This is a genomic window from Moraxella cuniculi (assembly GCF_900637105.1).
In the GTDB taxonomy this organism is placed as follows: domain Bacteria; phylum Pseudomonadota; class Gammaproteobacteria; order Pseudomonadales; family Moraxellaceae; genus Moraxella; species Moraxella cuniculi.
In genome coordinates this window covers 1,895,689-1,914,484 of record NZ_LR134343.1, presented here as the reverse complement: position 1 = coordinate 1,914,484, position 18,796 = coordinate 1,895,689, and the positions used below count along the sequence as shown (strand labels likewise).

The following is an 18,796-nucleotide window of genomic DNA, read 5'->3' as shown; positions in this document are numbered from 1 at the left end:
AATGATTATGGAACAAAATTGGGTGCTGCCAACATTGATTGCAATTCCGTTTGTTGCAGGGCTGCTTTGCTGGCTGGTAGAAAAAATCAGCGACCGTTTGCCACGCTGGATTGCCTTGCTTGGCATGATGGCTACTTTTGCTTTGACGATACTGCTGTGGCAGCAGGGTGATTTTGGTACTTTGCTTGCCAGCAATGCTGTGGCAACTGGCGAAAATTTGCCATGGGCGGCACAGTTTGTCTTGCCTTGGATTCCAAGTTTTGGCATTCAGTTTTATTTGGCGATGGACGGTTTGTCGCTATTGATGATTGCCTTGACGGCATTTTTGGGCATTATGGCAGTGGGTTGTTCGTGGGGTGAGATTCAGCGTCGTGTTGGATTTTTCCATTTGAACTTACTGTGGTCATTGGGCGGTGTCATTGGGGTATTTTTGGCAGTTGATTTGTTCCTATTTTTCTTTTTTTGGGAAATGATGCTGCTGCCGATTTATTTCCTGATTGCTCTGTGGGGGCATAATGCCACAGCGGGCAAAACCAAAGAATATGCTGCAACCAAGTTTTTTATTTATACCCAAGCCTCAGGATTGGTGATGCTGATTGGCATTTTGTTGCTGGTTGTTATTAATTTTAGCCAAACTGGAGTACTAACCTTTGATTATAACCAACTGCTCGGACGCAATCTGGGTGCTTGGGAATATATCATCATGCTGTGCTTTTTTATTGGATTTGCGGTGAAATTGCCCGTATTTCCGCTGCATGGCTGGTTGCCTGATGCCCATGCTCAAGCACCGACTGCAGGCTCGGTGGATTTGGCAGGTATTTTGATTAAGACCGCAGCCTTTGGCTTGTTGCGTTTTGTGTTGCCATTATTCCCTAATGCCTCTGAGGCCTTTGCACCGATTGCCATCGCTTTGGGCTTGTTTGGTGTTTTTTATGGAGCATTTTTGGCATTTGCTCAGACTGATATTAAGCGTTTGCTTGCTTATACCAGCGTCTCGCACATGGGTTTTGTGGTATTGGCGATTTATGATGGCAGTATTATCTCACTACAAGGTCTGATGGTGCAAATGGTAGCACATGGCCTATCAAGTGCAGCATTATTTATCATGGCAGGGCAGTTATATGAGCGATTGCACACTCGTGATATGACGCTGATGGGCGGTATGTGGGGACAATTTCGCTATATCGCACCGCTACTGATGTTCTTTAGTGCAGCATTGCTGGGTATTCCCGGCACTGGCAACTTTATCGGTGAGTTTTTGATTTTGTTGGGTGCATTTGCCAATTATCCAATTGCGGTAATTCTGGCAACGGCAAGCCTTGTGCTGGCTGGATTGTATGCATTAATCATGGTATATCAAGCACTGTTTGGCAACAATACTACCTTATCATTGGTTGAAAAAAATCGTGGCAAGCTCAAAGATTTGGGCAAGCGTGAATTGGCATTGCTCTTATCTTTGGCGATAGGATTGGTGTGGTTGGGATTGTATCCACAACCTGTGCTAAACAAGTCAGAGACAGCGATGCAGTGGATTGCCAAAGCCTATCAACAAGATGGCACCACCGCACAAACCACTCAAATCCAGCAAACAACACAGGGAGAGTGATATGAACCCTATGATTATGACATCACTTTGGTCGTTATTGCCGATACTGGTCGTGGCACTGACAGCATTGGTGGTGATGATTGCCATCGCCATGAAGCGTTCGCATTTTTGGTCAGCCAGTTTGAGTGTGGCGGGATTAAATATCGCCTTGCTTGCCTTATTGGCACAGGCGATGGGCTTAATTGAGTCAGGCGAGGCATTCGGTCTGTTTGTGTTTGATGGTTTTGCCAAATTTAACATGGCTGTGATTTTAATCTCGGCATTGGCATGTTGTACGCTGGCTTATGGATTTTTTGAGACGCTCAAGGACAATAAAGATGAGCTGTATTTATTGATGCTTATCTCAACCATGGGTGCGATGTTGATGGTATCAGCGGAGCATTTGGCGGCGTTCTTTATGAGTCTTGAACTGCTATCAATACCAATGTATGGTATGTTGGCATATACTTTTTTGCGAGCCAGATCACTGGAGGCAGGGCTGAAATATTTGGTAATGTCGGCAGCGGCATCAGCAACTTTGCTGATGGGTATGGCGTTTATTTTTGCTGATACGGGTACTTTGGCATTTGCCGATTTGGCAAAAGCCTTGTTATCAGGACAGTTGTCCGTATTGGCGATAACAGGCGTGGTGATGATGCTGATTGCCATTGCCTTTAAGTTATCGGCAGCACCGTTTCATGGCTGGGTGTCAGATGTCTACGAAGGGGCACCAGCACCTGTGGCGGCGTTTTTGGCAAGTGTCAGCAAAGTGGCGATGATGGCATTGGCACTGCGGTTTTTTATCGGCAGCATGGTGCCTGTTTTGACAGTTTTTGATACCATGTTAAGTGTGATTATCGTTTTGTCAATCGTAGTTGGTAACTTGCTGGCAATCAATCAAAACAACCTAAAGCGAATGTTGGCATATTCATCCATTGCACACATTGGCTATGCATTGATTGGCTTATTGTCAGTTGGAGCTTCTGGTGCAGGCTTGGTAAGTATGTATATGGCGATTTATGCCCTGACCTCAATCGGGGCGTTTGGCGTGATTGCTTTGATGTCCAGCCCATATCGTGAGCGAGGTCATACCTCTCTTAGCGGTGAGGCGGACGATGTGCGTTTTTATCAGGGGTTATTTTGGCGTCGTCCGATTTTAACAGCAGTGCTGACGGTGATGCTGCTATCGTTGGCTGGCATTCCGCTGACGGCAGGTTTTATTACCAAGTTTACCATTTTCTTTGCTGCGGTAGAGGGTGTGCGTTTTTGGGCGGCAGCGATGATTATTATCGGCAGTGCCATTGGCTTGTATTATTATCTGAAGGTTTTGGTGAATTTGTACAAAAAACCAAAACTTGCCCTTGAATTTGATGCACATGATCACTGGGGTATTAAAGCAGGTGGCGTGATGGTAATGATTGTAACTGCATTGGTCATTATCTTTGGTGTATTGCCAGAGGGGCTGATGCAACTTGCGATGCTGGCAACCATTGGCTAATAAGCAGGCACCTTTTGGTGCTTGTTTTGTTTTGCAGGCTTTGGTATAGTTAGTAATTTACTCGATAAATCCAAAAATAAGCGATTGTTGAGTGCTTGGTTTCATGTCTTAATAATAAAAAGAGTTCTCATGAGTGATGATAATGCAGTTGCCATAACGGTACTATCAAAAACCCTGTGGTCTGATAACTTATTTAGTTTTACCACCACACGGCCAACGGGGTTTCGTTTTGAGGCTGGGCAATTTGTCCGCTTGGGGCTAAAGGTATCGCAGCTACAAGCCAATCAAGATAAGCAGCTGACACAGATGCCACCGATTTTTCGTGCGTATTCACTCCTATCCTCACCTTATGAGGAGGTGCTGGAATTTTTTTCGGTGGTGGTGCCAACAGGGGCGTTTACTTCACAATTGCAGCACCTGCAAGCAGGCGATACGCTGTACCTTAACAGCACGCCATTTGGTTTTTTGACCCTGTCTCGCTATCAGCAGCCCAGCCCAAAAACTTTGTGGTTATTAGCAACAGGCACAGGTCTTGCACCATTTTTATCCATGTTGCAGGATTTGTACGCTTGGCAGCAGTATCAAGATATTGTCTTGGTCTATAGTGCCAGAACTGCTGCCGAATTGGCATATCAGGATAAGATACATAGCTTGCCTGATAATTTTGCCAGTTTGACCGACAATCCTGCAAATTTCCACTATCTGCCAATTGTTACCAGAGAGTTGCTGCCAAACTGTCTTAATCAACGCATTCCAGCCTTGATTGCGACAGGCGAGCTTAGCAGAGCTGCTGGTGTGCCACTTGATTCTAGCTCTCATGTGATGCTGTGTGGCAATCCGCAGATGGTTGAGGATACTAAGAAAGCCTTGCAAGCACAAGGCTTGGTGATGAATCGCAGAGGGGTGGGTAATATCGCTGTAGAGAACTATTGGTAAATATTTTATTAATAAAATATCATCAATTGCCATCATTATGCGACAGATTGCCTTGATGAATATGTATTATAAATAAATATACAATTTATTATTAATAAAGGTGAAATTGTGCAAAATTTATCAATCGAACAAAATCGCACGGCATTGATTGTTGTTGATGTACAAAATGGTTTTATCACTGGTAATTTGGCGGTGCTTGGTGCTGACAAGATTATTCCGCTGATTAATCAGCTGGCACGGCAGTTTCACCATGTGATTTTGACGCAAGATTATCACCCTGCCAATCATATTTCATTTTTTGATAATCATGTGGATAAGCAGCCATTTGAGAGCATTCGCCTGCCTTATGGTGAGCAGATATTATGGCCAAGACACTGTGTGCAGGGTACGGCGGATGCGGATTTTCATCAGGATTTGGATATCACACATGCCGAGCTGATTATTCGCAAAGGTTATCAGCAGGCGGTGGATAGTTATTCTGCCTTTGTTGAGGCAGATGGCACATATACAGGTCTGGCAGGGTATTTGCAGCAGCGGGGCATTGATACACTATATTTGGTGGGTATTGCAACTGATTATTGTGTCGCTTGGACAGCGATGGATGCGGTAAAATTGGGCTTTGATTGCACGGTCATTCAAGAGGCAACTGCTGCCATTGACAAAGATGGTTCGCTTCAAGTGGCAATGCGGCAAATGCAGCATTTGGGGGTTAAGATTATTTGAGCGTGTAATATTATAAATCTGTACCCAGACAATGTTTGTACGCCATAAATATTTGCCAATGTTGATTGAATTTTTTTAAGAAAAGTTCTTGCTAAAAAATAAGATGTCTTGATTTGGCACCTTTGCATTAATCCATAATTACCGAACTGGTTTCGGTCAAGCTATTCGTTATCAGCGGTCATGCCACACCACTTAGCTTCACCATCTCTATGGTGGGAGGTCTTTTCAATACTGTCAGTATTATTATCGTTTTTCATGAAAAATGTAGCTTGTTCAGGGTTAATGGCTGTGATTTGGAGTTTGGGTTTATAAAGAATCTTTTGGCTTATAAAACCATACTAAATTAAACAAACTTATCAAACAAAATCACCACCCAAACCAACACAAGGGCAGTCAGTGCAATCATCTGTGCAGCACTGCCCATGTCTTTGGCACGCCCTGACAGTGGGTGATGTTCGGTAGAAATGCGATCAACCACCGCTTCAATGGCAGAGTTAAATAACTCAACAATCAGGCAAAACAAGCAAACAAAAATCATCAAAGCACGCTCGCCGCCAGTAACGGGCAGTATCCAACTAAGCGGTATCAGTACAATATTTAGCCAAAGAATTTGGCGAAATGCTGCCTCATTGTGATAGGCGGCGGTAAGTCCCGCCAAAGAATAATTTGCAGCATTAATGATACGCTGAATGCCAGTTTTGCCTTTTTGGGGTGAGTGCATGATTCTACCTATGATTACATTTTTTCAACTGTTTTAATGCCCAGCAGATCCAAGCCCTGTTTTAGAGTTTTGGCGGTAAAATCTGCAAGCAATAGACGGCTGGTCTTGGTGGTATCATCGGCGGATAAAATTGGGCAGGCTTCATAAAATCCTGAAAAAATCCCTGCCAATTCAAATAGATACTGACACAATAAATGTGGCAAGCCATCTTTTATCACTTGCAATAACACCTCTTCAAATTGCAGTAATTTTATGATTAATGCACGCTCTTTGTCCGTGCCGATGGCAATATCACCAACTGGCAGCTGGCGGATGTCCGCACGAGCAAAGATTGAGCGAATGCGAGTGTAGGCGTATTGCACATAAGGGGCAGTGTTGCCCTCAAAAGAGAGCATATTATCCCAGTCAAAAACATAGTCAGTATTGCGATTTTTTGACAAATCGGCATATTTCACCGCACCGATGGCAATGGCATCAATGATGGCGGATTTTTCGTCATCGTTGAGTGTGGGATTTTTGGCTTCAATGATGGCGGTGGCACGCATGACGGCTTCGTCAAGCAAGTCGGAGAGCTTCACTGTGCCGCCTGTGCGAGTTTTAAAAGGCTTACCATCTTTGCCCAGCATCATGCCAAAGGTAAAATGCTCAAGGCCAAATTCGTCAGGAACCAAGCCTGCCTTGCGAGTAATCAGCCATGCTTGGGCGATGTGTTGTGCTTGTCGTGCATCGGTAAATAGCACCACGCGATCTGCTTTGAGCGTTTCGTAGCGATATTTGGCGGCGGCAATGTCAGTGGTGGTATACAGATAGCCACCGTCCTTTTTTTGCACAATGACACCCATTGGGTCGCCGTCTTTATTTTTAAATTCATCTAAAAAAACAACGACAGCACCATCATCTTCAACAGCAAGCCCTTTGTCTTTGAGTGTTTGCACAACTTCTGGCAAGAGTGGATTGTACAGGCTTTCACCCATCACATCATTGGGCGTTAGGGTAACATTAAGTCTGTCGTAAGTTTGCTGGCACTGATTCATGGTGATGGCGACCAGTTTTTGCCACATATCCAAGCAGTAGGCATCGCCACTTTGTAGTTTGACGACATAATTTCTGGATTTTTCGGCGAAATTTTCATCGCTATCATAATTTAGCTTAGCTTGACGATAAAATTCCTCAATGTCAGCCAGCTGCATTTCGCTGGCGTTTTCGGCTTGCATTTTTTCAAGATAAGCAATCAGCATACCAAATTGCGTTCCCCAGTCACCAACATGATTGGCACGGATAACGCTATTGCCCAAAAATTCAAGCACTCGGACAATGCTATCGCCAATGATGGTGGAACGCAAATGCCCAACATGCATTTCTTTGGCGACATTGGGTGCAGAATAATCCACCACTACACGCTGATTTTGCTTGGTTAAAACGCCCAGTTTTTCATCACGCTGAGAGGCGGTGGCTTGTTTGGATAGCCAGTCATTTTTTAAGAAAATATTAATAAACCCTGCACCTGCAATCTCAACTTTTTCGGCAAGGTCATCAAGGGCTAGGTTGTCTACCACACTTTGGGCAAATTCGCGTGGATTTTTGCCCATTTTTTTGGCGGCTGCCATGATGCCATTGGCTTGATAATCCCCAAATTGTGGTTTGCCTGATTGACGCACCAGAGCCTCACTGTCATCTGAAGCACCTGCGATAATCATGGCTTGCTTGATTTTATCATTAAGAATTTGTTGAATATTCATTGGCTGCCTATTATTTATTTTAAAATCTATTGCTACATATGGTAAAAATTACCAAATGCTTGTAATGATAGCAAATTTTGCCAAAAAAATCTTGTCTTTTTATCATAATAAGTGCAATTTACCGAGTGAGTTTGGTTTGATTGAATCAAGGGCTAACTGACACAGTTTGGTTGTTGTCTTGGTATGTTGCGCTTTATTTGCTGGCGTGATTGCGGTGGGGTTTAATAAAAATCATCAGGGGTGTTGTTGGATTTGTAGCCTTGATAAACATTCTAAATTTTAAAAATATGTCAATTAACGCCAATATGGGATAATTTAACCACTGATTGTATACATACAAGAAGTGGCAATTTGTAATCACCAGAAATACGCCATATGCACATTATTAAATTTCATTGTGCATTAACCCTGTAGATATGCTTAAACTTTTATGGCACATTATACCATACTACCAAGCCTACAAGTTGTCAAAAATCCCACCAAACAAAATACAAACCATCAATACAGTCAAGTCGCCAATTAAGAGGCGTGTTTTATTTGGATTATTTCACTGGTTTAAATGGCATGGGTGCGACCATTAATCCCAAGCTTAATTCACGGTAAGTTTGGGCTATTTGAGGTTGCAAGTATCACTTCTTGGCAATCTTGTGGGTATGTATATATAGGAGCGTTGTGGTATGTTTTGGGCTTGGTTGAGATGGCAAAACAACAGGGATTATCAATAAAAAAACAGCTGTATTTGATACAGCTGTTTTGGTGTGCAAATAGATGGATTAAAATACTGATTTAATACCAATTGCACCGCCGTGGCTTTCATAGTTATCACGCCATTGACCTTGATAATTCAAGCTCAAGGTTGTAGCAGGGCTGATGGCGTAGTTTAATCCCACGCCTGCTGTGCCGATGGTGCGACCGATGTCGGTATCGGTGGTGGCAAAGCGAAGCGATGTTCCCTCAAAACCTGCATTGATGATGTTTTGTTTATCGCCACTTTCATAGCTTACCGCCAGATTGCCAGCCAACTGTAAACGAGGGCTGATAGCGGTAGCGGCTTTGATGCCAAGTGTTGGGCGTAGGCTTGTGTAGGTTTGCTTATCCACAACAAGATTATAGACTCCTGCCCCTGTTTCGCGATAACCATCAGCACGCACTTGGGCATAATCCAGACGAGCAAACGGTGCGATGTGGCGGTTTGTTTCGCCCATCATATGACTTACTCCAAGCCCTGCCATGACGGTATCGGCAGTGTAGTCAGATTTGGCGATTTGATTACTGATGGCGATATGACGCTCACCTTGGATATCGCTTCTGGCTACGCCGATATGGGCATAGGCTGTTGTGTTGTCATGGGCTTGATAGTTACCATAAATGACAGCTTCGCCTGTTTTGGCGGCAACATTGTGATTGACCGTATCACTGTCGGTATTGCTGTCAATATAGCTTAAAGCAAAGCCGATTTTGCCGTTGCCCAAGCTGGTATCTGCTCCAACAACCGCTCCAAAATCACGCTGGTTATAACCCAAAGCACCATCAGTACCTGTTGCCGAGTTGTTCACTCCGATTGCTTTTGCCCATAGGCTGCGTTGACGGTCATCACTACCTTGAGCAATTGGCGTAAAATTAAGGCGTTTGTCATAAATAGCATCAACCGCATGACGGCTGGCGGTCAAGATGGTGCGATTGACCGAACCTGTAAGCAGCGGCTGCAAACTTGTAACAACGCGTGATAGCTGTGCGTCTGTGATTGATGATGGCAAGTCGCGTCCCAACTGCTGTATTAGCCCATAACTGTCGGCTTTGCGCATGGTATTGTTGTTGGCGGCGATATAATCGTCCAACGCATTTTCTAGACTTGTGGCAAGAGGTAGGGAAGCAAAGTTATTTTCACTCTTGACAGCCTTAACAAATCGCGTACCATCGTTTGGCGTTGGCGTTGGCGTTGGCGTTGGCGTTGGCGTTGGCGTTGGCGTTGGCGTTGGCGTTGGCGTTGAGCCTTGTTTCACCATGGTAAGATGAACTTTATTGGCTTCAGAATAATCGGCAGTAAAATCCACCAAAGCATGATTGTCGCTGATTTGTTTAAACTGACCGACCAATGTGCCTGCACTCACAACTTCATTGACTGCTGTGCCAGATACCAAGCCTTGGTTGATGTTTTCATCAACATAAACTTTTAGGTTGCCATTACTAATATCAGTCTTACCTGTAACGACAAATTTGCCATATTCGCTTTGATTATCAAAAGATCCATCTTCATTGCTGTCAATCAAACCAATCACAAGATTTTCGCCATTCATGACATAATTACCATCAATCTTAAGCGTGCCTTCTGCTACAGCCAAATCACCTGTAAACTGCTTGCTGTCTTCAGAAATGGTCAGCGTGCCTTTACCAGTTTTCATAAATCCAGAAGTTTTATCAAGATTATTTAAATCAATCGTACCAACATTGCCTGTGATGACGGCATTTGGATTGATAATAACATCAGTTCCAGTTTTGGCTTGATAATTGTCGGTCTGGAAAATCACGCCTTTGCTACCAAGCTCAATTTTATTGTCTTTGGTAAAATTGGCAAACAAATTAGGTTGGTCGGCAGTAATGCCAATTTCTGCCCCATTGATATAAATTTCAGACAACTTAGAGTTGGCATTGCGGCTGATTTGGTTGGTGTATAATCCTGTTAGGTAGGTATTAGGATCAAGCGAATTTAAGCGAAGTGTGCCACTTCCTGTATTACCCACCATAATTTCATTGGTACGCAATGTGCTGTCATTTAGGGTCAGTGTACCTGTACCACCTTGTGTGCCAGCGGTACCGCTGGCACCACTGCCACCGATATAGATGGCCTTGCCCACATAAGTGTGCCCCACATTATACTCAGAGTTTTGATTTAAGGTTAATGCACCCGTACCACCTGAGCCAATGTGTAGCTCATTTTCAATTTGCAAACGAGCTTTTGTGCCATTGATGGTTGCTTCACCGTTTGAGCCGTTTCGCACTGCAAGCACAAAATCTTTTGCTCTTATAATGCTGTCTGTAAAGTTTGCTACCCCTTTGGAATCTGACTCTTGTCCAACGGTAAGATTCTTTGTGATTTTATAGGTGTCGTTTGTGCTATTTAAGGTTGCTGCATCACTGGCCCCAACAACCATTATACCTTCTATATTAAAGGAATTGTTTTTGCTATCAACCTTGGCAATTGAGCCTGTGCCATCTGCCAAAGAATAGGCGTTATTAAGATTGAAAGTACTGCTTGTTAGATTGGCGATACCATTGCCTTCTACGCCAACTATCAAACTATTACTATTAATGGTGGCGTTGTCAGTGTTTAGTGTACCTGTTGAGCCAGTACTGCGTCCGACCGCTATTTGTCCTGCATCAACCCTGGCTTTGTCTTTTACGCTCAAGGTGCCGATGGCGTTGTTTTCTAGGGCGATATTGATGATGTTATTGTTATCGGTTTGGACGGTCAAAGTGGTGCCATCACCTGATAACTCCACACTTGCCGTGCCACCATCAGCATAGCCGATATTAACAATGCCGTTGGCATTGATTTTTGCACCGTTTTCACCAATTAATTTTGCGGTATAATTAGGATTGAAACCCACAATTAATGATTTTCCACTATCAAGTGTGGCATTATTGACAGTTACCAAGGTGTTGCTATTGTTGGAAATAATCGTTTCAATGGTGCTGACGGTGCTGGCACCATTGCTGATTTCAATGGTGGTGTCGGTAGTATTGGCAGGATTATTAGGATTTGAGCCAAAAATAACTTGGTTGCCACTTGTCAGCTTCGTACCAGCATTAGTGATTAAAATATCACCAATTAAGCTAACACTGGTATCATAATGATGCACCTGCCCATCACTCAGCTCAATATCAGCCGCCATAGCTTCACTGCCCATCGTCATCATAATGGCAACAGATAACGCCTTGAATGACTTAGTTTTGCCTTTACTGCGAGCCAATTCACTCACACATTGCCACACGCCTGTGGCATGATTAAAAATAATACGATAAGCACAGTTCATACAATTTTCCTTATAAGATACAAAAGATGAATAAGTAAAGCTCAATCAAGCCAAATGACATCAAGTGGCACATCGCCAGACATCATTTTAAAAATAGCAATAAAAGCGAATCAATCTTTGCAAAAAATACAAATACGCAAGCTATCTTAACCTGATTATAACAAAAAATCTCAGGGGGGGGGGTAGTGATATATTTTTATATTTTGTAAATAAAGTCTATGATTGTGATTAAAAATTTTAGGCTGGTTGTTGAATAAACTTTGAAAATTGGCATTGTACGAATCTAAATTGCCAGATTAAGGTCAATGTTTGGTGCATTTATTTGGAGTAAAGGGCAGGGTGCTTGTGCTGAGTGTGTTAATAACAGATGGGAAAATGCAGTTTGGGGCAGGGTGTGTTTTCATTAAAAAACCCCAGCAAAACTGGGGCATTTAATAATGGCGGAAGCTGAGAGATTCGAACTCTCGGTGGGCTATAAACCCACGCCGGTTTTCAAGACCGGTGCATTCAACCGCTCTGCCAAGCTTCCGTAAGCGGTTATTGTACCATACGGTACTGTTTATTAATAATGGCGGAAGCTGAGAGATTCGAACTCTCGGTGGGCTATAAACCCACGCCGGTTTTCAAGACCGGTGCATTCAACCGCTCTGCCAAGCTTCCAATGCCGTGTATTATAGCTTAATTTTTTGTAAATGCAAGCGTTTTTTTTGTAATATTTATAAAATTTTTTGGCTTAAGATGGGTGATTTAATCAGGCATAATCACGATAATAAAAATAGCAAGGCAGCGTCATATGGGCAATTATTATTGATATTTTCTAAATAATATAAAATCAAACTTGGTGAGAGATGGTGGCACCAATCAAAACAGCTTTGCTTGCCTTCTGGGGGTGTGCAATTGCTCAATGCTGACCTGTTCACTGCTGCGGCAATTGACCTGTGGTGCGATGATGTCTCGTGCCAATGCAACAATTTCATAGATGGTGCGGCGAGTATGCACAAGATTGTTGCGAGGCGTTAGCCAGTTTAAGGGGATTGCCAAATCAGCAGGCGTGGCAACGGTGGCAATGCCTGCTTGGGCAAACTGACGGCGAGCACGTGCCATGTGGTAGCGGTCAGTGATCAAATAGGCGGTTTTTGGCAGTTGATAATGTGTCAATAATTTGGCACTGAATCTGGCATTTTCACAGGTATTCATGCTGGCATTTTCGGTGATGATTTGTGCCTGATTATTTAGTTTTTCTTGTAAATAGTCATTAATCCAAGGTGATTCTACACCACTGGTGATGATGGTGGCTGGCTGATTTTGGTAGCTGATGATTGTTTGATTTGCACGGCTTTGGCTATAATGATTAAGTGCGATTGCCCCTTTGGAATCTCGTGTCAGACCACCACCTAGCACAATAATGCTATCCGCTTTATCAATATTATCCAAGCTTAAGGTTGAGTACAGCGAGAGCAGAGCTGCCCCAACATTGGCAAAAATTGGCGTGATTGCACTGACGGCACCCAGTATCAGGACGGTGCTGCCTATGATGACTATTTTTTTGGCGAGCAGTAGGCGTGATTTGGTCTTATTGATAGCTGCCATCAGCATTCACCCAAACAGGTTCACGCACCAAAGTGATGCCAAATTTTTGCTGCACGCTGACAATGATGTGATTTTGAGTGATTGCAATATCATGTTGCGTGGCACTTTGCGGAGCATGATTGGTCAGTACCAGTGCTTGTTTTGTGTGAGTTAGGATAGGGGCGATACCGCCACCTTTAAGACCCGCCTGCTCAATTAGCCAACCAGCTGGCAGTTTTACCAAAGCATCATTAATAGGATAGTGAGGCATGGTCGGATATTGGCAAATCAATTGCCGAAACTGCCCATGGCTAATGATTGGATTTTGAAAAAACGATCCGCAGTTGGGCAGAATTGCAGGGTCGGGCAATTTACTCTGACGAATGGCAATAACTGCATGATAGATATCAATGGCATGAATGTCATCACGACCAGCGGCGGTGGCAAGTGTTAGGGCTTGGTTGTGCAAATCGCCATAATTGCTTTGTATGCGTGTTGCGGTTTTGTGCAGTCGCAAAGTAATGGCGGTAATCAGATAGCGATTTGGTTGTTCTTTAAAGATGCTGTGCCGATAGGAAAATTGGCATTCTTCGCGGCTTAGTGTAAGAAATTGTGAATTTTCCCAGTCGTAGACCTTGACGCAGACCAGCACATCTTCAAGCTGCACGCCGTAAGCACCGATATTTTGCACAGGGGCGGCACCAGCCAAACCGGGAATCAGTGCCAAATTTTCAATGCCGTACCAGCCTTGCAGGGTGCAATGGCTAACCAAGTCGTGCCAATTTTCGCCAGCTTTTACCTCAAGCAAAATCTCATCATCGTTTTCGTTTAGGATATGTTTGCCAAGCATGCGTGGCAAAATGACGGTGGCATTTAGCACGCTTGGCAGCAGCACATTGCTACCACCAGCAAGCACAAACCATCTGCCAGTAGGGTGAATGCTCGGCAGGGCTGCCTCATCATGCACCACGATGGCAGTGTCTGCACATGAGTTGAGTGCCATCGTATTCATGGCGGATAAGTCGTAATTGTGATAAGTTTGAATCATGTGCATCATCGTGTTAAGTTTCAGGCATTATAATCGTTGCTGGGCTTATAAGTCAATCGCAAAAGGCTATCAGGCTTGCCATGTGGCAAGATAGCCATCAGCAATACTCTCCAAATGCTCAAACATCGCCAAAAAATCCTTGATATCGCCATAATAAGGGTCGGTAACGGCTTTGCCTTGTGGGTCAAATAACCCAAGTGTGGCAACTTTGCGGTTGTCTGCGTATAGTACAGCACGAGCGTGCAGGGTTTTTAGATCTTTTAAGTTATTCTTATCCATCGCAAAAATCATCTCAAACTCATAAAAATCCTCCACAGATACCTGCCGAGCTTTGAGTGTGCTTAAATCATAACCCAAGCTGAATGGCACGATCATCGGGGCTTTCGTTGATATGAAAAGCTGCGGTGCCTGCTGAATCTAGGCGGATATCAAGCTGTGCCTCTTGGCATTTTTGACGCATGATGGCTTCGGCAGATGGGCTTCTGCAAATATTACCAAGACAAACAAACAGGGCGGATTTTGGTTTCATTATTTTTCCTAATAACAGTTTTTGATAAAAAATATGGCAGTAGCCCAAAAAGTATGCTGTAACAAAAACTAAAAAGACAACTTGCACAAAAGTTGGTAATTTACGGTTATGAAGACACAAATTACCATTACTTGCCCAAGTTGCCTATCGGTTAGTATAAAGAAAAATGGCATAAAAAGCTATGGCAAACAAAACTATTTTTGCAAAGATTGTCATAAACAGTTTGTTCATCATTTACAGCTTACTTACAAAGGTTGTCAATCTTACATAGATAACAAAATACGCTTAATGTTAGTTCGTGGTTGTAGCATTGCTGACATTGTGATACTTGAACAAGTGAGTAAGGGCAAAGTGCTTAGTGTGCTTGCAAACAGTAATCACCAAATCAAACCAAGACAAAAGCATTACAATACCTTAAAGATAGATGAGTTTTGGACTTATGTGGGTAACAAGAAAAACAAAGTTTGGCTCATCTATGCGTACGATAGACACACAGGTGAGATTGTTGCCTATGTATGGGGCAAAAGAAACCTTGCTACTGCCAAACAGTTAAGGTCAAAACTGATGAGTTTAGGTATAAGTTTTGATAAAATTGCTTGTGATGATTGGGACAGCTTTCTGACGGCTTTTAAGCACTCTATCAAACAAGTGGGTAAACGCTTCACCGTTGGTATTGAAGGCAATAACACAAGGCTTAGAACCTTTGCTAGGCGAGCATTTAGAAAAACGTGTTGTTTCTCTAAAAACCTAACCAATCATCTTAAAGCATTTGACTTGGTGTTTCATTATATCAACTATGGGTGGGTGTAGCATACTTTTTGAACCAGGGCCGAAAAATTATTTAGGCATAATTATAAATTTCATAATCATAAATAGATGGCAAAGAGTTGTACTTATTCTTAAAAACAGTGAATCACGAAGAAGGAAGAAAAACTATTATCAGCAGGGCGGGTTAATACAATTCTCTGACTTCTCAGCTAAGGTGGCTTTGATGGAACACCGTAGAAGTAAAGGCATGAGCTTTAATGAAGCAGCAGCAGAAGCACAAAGTATATTCTTAAACTTTGATGTACCACAGCACATGGCATTACAGTACCTAGATAGAATGGGATTGTTTATGTTTATGAAATTCTTTATACGCTTTCAAGGTGTACTAACCAGAGCCATAGGCAAAAAACCTGCTACCATCTTATTGCTACAATTGATGTCTATGCAATTGGGTATGATAGGTATCTTAGACCCCTTTATCTTATTTAGGCTGGGCAATCCATTCTCAGGCAGTGTGTTTAATTTGTTTGATGCCTTTAAAGGCATTGCTGGAATAGCGTTAATCGGTCGTATTTTATTTTAAGGCTTAAGATATATAAACCCCAGCAATGGGGTTTATTTTTTAACAAAATAAACCGCCCAAATCATTGACTTGGACTTTTAGAATTTGGAGCGGGAAACGAGATTCGAACTCGCGACCCCAACCTTGGCAAGGTTGTGCTCTACCAACTGAGCTATTCCCGCATATTTGCTTTATGGGTGCGTATTATACAGTAAATAAAATTGCCGTCAAGCATTTTTTTGAAAATTTTTTGATTTTTGCTGAAATATCGGTATATCTGACATGATAAATAAATTTTATTTAAAATATTTCTCAATTTTTGGCATTTTCAGATTATATTATTTAATAATTTTTAAGTAAATAATTTAAAAACAATAAAAGTATGCAAATCGCCAAAAAATAGCCAAGCAACCTGTTGGCAGCTTGGCTGGATTTGCGATCGCTTTATTTATTTTGCTTTTGTGCCTCAACGGCGAGCTGATCGTAGATGCCACCATCGCTAAAATAGGTGCTCATGATGCTTGTCCAGTCGCCAAAAACATCATTTGGAAAGAAGGTGGTCATGGCAGGGAATTTGTCTTGGTTTTGTGCCAAGATGTCAGCATTGCTTGGGCGTAAGAAAAACTTGGTTGCCAATTGCTGTGCTTCATCGCTGTACAGATAGTTAAGATACTCGGTGGCAGCTTCGGTTGTGCCTTTGCTGTCGGTGGTTGCTTTGACTACTGCAACAGGATTTTCTGCATTGATTGTGTAGCTTGGATAAACAATCTCAACATTGCCAAATTTGCCTTTGATGACATTGGCTTCGTTTTCAAAGGTGATCAAAACATCGCCAATGCCTCGTTGTGCAAAGGTGGTGGTTGCTGCACGACCACCGTTTTCAAAGACTTTGACATTGCCAAGTAGCTGCTTGGCGAAGGCTTTGGTTTGTGTTTCATCTTGTTTAAATGTCTGCAAGCCATAGCCATAAGCACCCAAGAACGCATAGCGGCCATTGCCTGTGGTTTTGGGGTTGGCGATGACAATTTCGGTACCTTGTTTGGCAAGGTCATTCCAGTCTTTTACGCCTTTTGGGTTGCCTTCACGCACCAAAAATACGATGGTGCTGGTAAACGGAATGGCGTTATTTGGGAAGGATTGACGCCAATTGCTATCAACCAGCTTGGCATCAGCAAGCAGTTCAATATCCGAACCCTGATTCATAGTTGCTACATCAGCTTGCAAGCCATTCTTAACAGAAAGGGCTTGTTTGCTTGAGCCACCATGTGATTGTTTGATGTCGATTTTGGCATCTGGATATTTGCCCACATAGTATTTTTTAAAGATTTCATTATATTCTTTATAAAAATCTCTTGACACATCGTATGAAACATTCAGCAGCTCAATCGCACCTGAATCACTGGTAGTGCTTGCGGTACTGGCGGATTCATTGCTTGCTGCTGGCTCGTTTTTTGAGCAGGCGGTCAAGCTTAGTGCTGCGCTGATGGTCGCACCGATGAGTGCGTATTTTTTTAGCGAATGTAATTTTGACATAATCGACTCTTTGTTATGGATAATGATATTGGGTCGCTATTTTACGCCAAATCCAGCAAAAATCCAGCAAAAAAACTGACTTTTGATTTTCTATTTTGGAATTAATCCCTTGTAAATAAATAGAAAATTATTTTTTATTAAAAATATAATTATTAAAATTTAATAAATTAATGGCATCGTAAGGCAAAATAACCATGGATTGCTTGTCTTGCTGAAAATTTTAAAAAACTGTGCTATGCTTATCATTATCAAAACAAGCATTGCAACTGCTTGGCATATCATTAATCATTGTAAGGATTTATCATGACTCAACTTGACCCAAATTGGCAATCAGATGCACTTGATCCAAGCCTTGGTTTTTTTGAGCAAACTTTGGCGGTGCGTGGCGGGTATCATCGTACGGACGAGGGTGAGCACAGCGAGGCGATTTTTGCCACCAGCAGCTATGTGTATAAAAATGCCCAAGATGCTGCCGATCATTTCAATGGTAATAAAAAAGGCAATGTCTATTCACGGCACACCAATCCAACCGTGCGAGCCTTTGAACGCCGATTGGCATTGCTTGAAAATGGCGAACGCTGTGTTGCCACCGCCAGTGGCATGGGGGCGATTTTGACCATGTGCTTGGCATATTTGCAAGCGGGCGATCATTTGTTGTGTGCCAAGCAATTATTCGGCTCTTCGGTGGCGTTGTTTGACACTTATTTTCAGGCGTTTGGGGTTGAGGTCAGCTATGTTGATTGCTTTGATAATGCTGCATGGGCAGCGGCGATTCGCCCAAATACCAAGGTTTTGTATTGTGAAAGCCCGTCCAACCCTCTGGCACAAATTGCCGATTTGCAATTTTTAAGCGAGCTTGCACATGGGCATGGTGCGTTATTGATAGTTGATAATTGCTTTGCCACCCCTGTATTACAAAAACCGCTTGATTTGGGGGCTGATGTGGTGATTCATTCGGCAAGCAAATATATCGATGGTCAAGGTCGTGTGCTGGGTGGTGCGTTGATTGGTTCGGACGAGCTGATGGAAAAGGCATTTGGCGTGGTGCGTACAGGGGGAATTAGCTTATCGCCATTTAATGCTTGGGTGCTGCTAAAAGGGCTTGAGACGCTGTCATTACGCATGAAGGCACACTGCGAAAATGCCAACCAAGTTGCCCAATTCTTAATCAATCATCCGCAGGTAAAAGCCGTGCATTTTTCTGGATTGCCAACGCACCCAAGCCACGAAATTGCAAAACGCCAGCATAACGCATTGACAGGCGTGCAGGGCGGTGCATTTGGTGCGATTATTGGTTTTGAGGTTGCAGACCAAGCGTCAGCATGGCAGGTGATTGACAGCACACAGATGATTAGCATTACCAATAATTTGGGCGATGCCAAATCCACCATCACTCACCCTGCAACCACGACACATTTTCGCATGACGCCAGAGGCTCGTATGCAGGCAGGCGTTAGCGATGGTTTGATTCGCCTATCGGTAGGGCTTGAAGATGTCCAAGATATCATCGCAGATTTATCACGAGGCTTGGACAGTTTGGCTAATTAAACA

15 protein-coding genes and 3 tRNA genes are annotated in these 18,796 nt (G+C 43.0%); 7 read left to right on the top strand and 11 right to left on the bottom strand.

The genetic code is table 11. The annotated features are described in order from the left end of the window. Position 1: 1 nt before the first annotated feature. The 4 genes from nuoM to EL162_RS08630 all read left to right on the top strand — a co-directional run bounded on the left by nuoM (position 2) and on the right by EL162_RS08630 (position 4,742). Positions 2-1,606, top strand: coding sequence for an NADH-quinone oxidoreductase subunit M (nuoM, locus tag EL162_RS08645; RefSeq protein ID WP_126331435.1), 1,605 nt, complete (start codon positions 2-4; stop codon positions 1,604-1,606). A 1-nt stretch (position 1,607) separates the two neighbouring features. Further along, on the top strand, positions 1,608-3,083 hold the full coding sequence (locus EL162_RS08640; protein ID WP_076555379.1) for an NADH-quinone oxidoreductase subunit N: 1,476 nt from the start codon (positions 1,608-1,610) through the stop codon (positions 3,081-3,083). A gap of 129 nt (positions 3,084-3,212) precedes the next feature. Continuing rightward, on the top strand, positions 3,213-4,019 hold the full coding sequence (locus tag EL162_RS08635) for a ferredoxin--NADP reductase (protein ID WP_126331434.1): 807 nt from the start codon (positions 3,213-3,215) through the stop codon (positions 4,017-4,019). A 105-nt stretch (positions 4,020-4,124) separates the two neighbouring features. Then, positions 4,125-4,742 carry a nicotinamidase gene (locus tag EL162_RS08630; protein WP_375537715.1) on the top strand — a complete coding sequence of 206 codons (618 nt, stop codon included), beginning with the start codon at positions 4,125-4,127 and terminating at the stop codon, positions 4,740-4,742. Positions 4,743-5,085: 343 nt separating this feature from the next. On the opposite strand, the gene EL162_RS08625 is transcribed toward EL162_RS08630, so the two are convergent. The 9 genes from EL162_RS08625 to EL162_RS10340 all read right to left on the bottom strand — a co-directional run bounded on the left by EL162_RS08625 (position 5,086) and on the right by EL162_RS10340 (position 14,382). Next, on the bottom strand, positions 5,086-5,463 hold the full coding sequence (locus EL162_RS08625) for a diacylglycerol kinase (protein ID WP_076555377.1): 378 nt from the start codon (positions 5,461-5,463) through the stop codon (positions 5,086-5,088). A 14-nt stretch (positions 5,464-5,477) separates the two neighbouring features. Beyond that, entirely contained in the window at positions 5,478-7,202 is a 1,725-nt protein-coding gene (gene argS / locus EL162_RS08620) for an arginine--tRNA ligase (RefSeq protein WP_126331433.1), read from the bottom strand. 773 nt (positions 7,203-7,975) lie between these two features. Continuing rightward, a complete protein-coding gene (locus EL162_RS08615) occupies positions 7,976-11,236 on the bottom strand; it encodes an autotransporter domain-containing protein (RefSeq protein WP_126331432.1) in 3,261 nt (1,086 codons plus the stop codon). A gap of 438 nt (positions 11,237-11,674) precedes the next feature. Beyond that, positions 11,675-11,765, bottom strand: a tRNA-Ser gene (locus EL162_RS08610). Between the two features lie 40 nt (positions 11,766-11,805). Next, positions 11,806-11,896: transfer RNA gene (locus EL162_RS08605), tRNA-Ser, on the bottom strand. 201 nt (positions 11,897-12,097) lie between these two features. Beyond that, on the bottom strand, positions 12,098-12,826 hold the full coding sequence (locus EL162_RS08600) for a YdcF family protein (RefSeq protein ID WP_227516563.1): 729 nt from the start codon (positions 12,824-12,826) through the stop codon (positions 12,098-12,100). Next, the gene (murB, locus tag EL162_RS08595; RefSeq protein ID WP_126331431.1) at positions 12,810-13,853 is read right to left on the bottom strand and encodes a UDP-N-acetylmuramate dehydrogenase; all 1,044 of its coding nucleotides are present in this window, start codon (positions 13,851-13,853) and stop codon (positions 12,810-12,812) included. The genes EL162_RS08600 and murB overlap by 17 nt, the downstream gene beginning before the upstream one ends. Before the next feature lie 69 nt (positions 13,854-13,922). Next, complete coding sequence (locus tag EL162_RS08590) at positions 13,923-14,228, bottom strand: arsenate reductase/protein-tyrosine-phosphatase family protein (protein WP_259772324.1); 306 nt, start codon at positions 14,226-14,228, stop codon at positions 13,923-13,925. Further along, positions 14,200-14,382, bottom strand: coding sequence for an arsenate reductase/protein-tyrosine-phosphatase family protein (locus tag EL162_RS10340; protein ID WP_259772323.1), 183 nt, complete (start codon positions 14,380-14,382; stop codon positions 14,200-14,202). The genes EL162_RS08590 and EL162_RS10340 overlap by 29 nt, the downstream gene beginning before the upstream one ends. Before the next feature lie 108 nt (positions 14,383-14,490). On the opposite strand from EL162_RS10340, the gene EL162_RS08585 reads away from it, so the two are divergent. Then, positions 14,491-15,192 (top strand): IS1 family transposase, encoded by a 702-nt coding sequence (locus EL162_RS08585; protein ID WP_126331383.1) that lies wholly within the window; start codon positions 14,491-14,493, stop codon positions 15,190-15,192. Between the two features lie 181 nt (positions 15,193-15,373). Further along, positions 15,374-15,733 (top strand): hypothetical protein, encoded by a 360-nt coding sequence (locus EL162_RS08580; protein WP_126331430.1) that lies wholly within the window; start codon positions 15,374-15,376, stop codon positions 15,731-15,733. 85 nt (positions 15,734-15,818) lie between these two features. Here the strand turns inward: EL162_RS08580 and EL162_RS08575 are convergent. Next, a tRNA-Gly gene (locus EL162_RS08575) sits at positions 15,819-15,894 on the bottom strand. Between the two features lie 262 nt (positions 15,895-16,156). After that, the gene (locus EL162_RS08570) at positions 16,157-17,245 is read right to left on the bottom strand and encodes a sulfate ABC transporter substrate-binding protein (RefSeq protein WP_126331429.1); all 1,089 of its coding nucleotides are present in this window, start codon (positions 17,243-17,245) and stop codon (positions 16,157-16,159) included. A 303-nt stretch (positions 17,246-17,548) separates the two neighbouring features. Between EL162_RS08570 and EL162_RS08565 the strand changes: the two genes are divergently transcribed. Beyond that, the gene (locus tag EL162_RS08565) at positions 17,549-18,793 is read left to right on the top strand and encodes an O-succinylhomoserine sulfhydrylase (protein ID WP_126331428.1); all 1,245 of its coding nucleotides are present in this window, start codon (positions 17,549-17,551) and stop codon (positions 18,791-18,793) included. Positions 18,794-18,796 lie beyond the last annotated feature (3 nt).